We start from the raw sequence: 326 nt of genomic DNA, 5'->3' as shown, positions 1-326 counted from the left end.
TGAGGTTGCCCCTCGGGAGTGGACACCGGATTTCATGCGGCGACTGACAGCGTAGACGACGCGATGAGTCGTTGTTCGAACTCCACTGGGGTGAGGTATCCGAGGGCGGAGTGACGGCGACGTCGATTGAAGTACGAGAGCCACTCGAACAGGTCCAGCCGTGCCTGCGACTTCGACGTCCAACTCCGTCCGTGCAGCCACTCCCTCTTGAGTCCTTGGAAGAACGACTCGGCGAGAGCATTATCGTAACTCGAGCCGACCCGTCCTCGACTTAGCTGAATCCCATGACGGCGGCATACATCGACGAAAGCTGCTGCGGTGTACTG

Annotated in this window: 1 protein-coding gene; it reads right to left on the bottom strand. The window is 59.5% G+C overall.

The genetic code is table 11. From position 1 onward, the window contains the following. Positions 1-32: 32 nt before the first annotated feature. A partial coding sequence (locus tag MLGJGCBP_RS44605; protein ID WP_160104015.1) for an integrase core domain-containing protein occupies positions 33-326 on the bottom strand: 294 nt, incomplete at its 5' end.

Source organism: Rhodococcus sp. T7 (genome assembly GCF_009872365.1).
In the GTDB taxonomy this organism is placed as follows: domain Bacteria; phylum Actinomycetota; class Actinomycetes; order Mycobacteriales; family Mycobacteriaceae; genus Rhodococcus_F.
The sequence above is the reverse complement of the archived record's forward strand: the minus strand, read 5'-3'. Positions and strand labels throughout refer to the sequence as shown.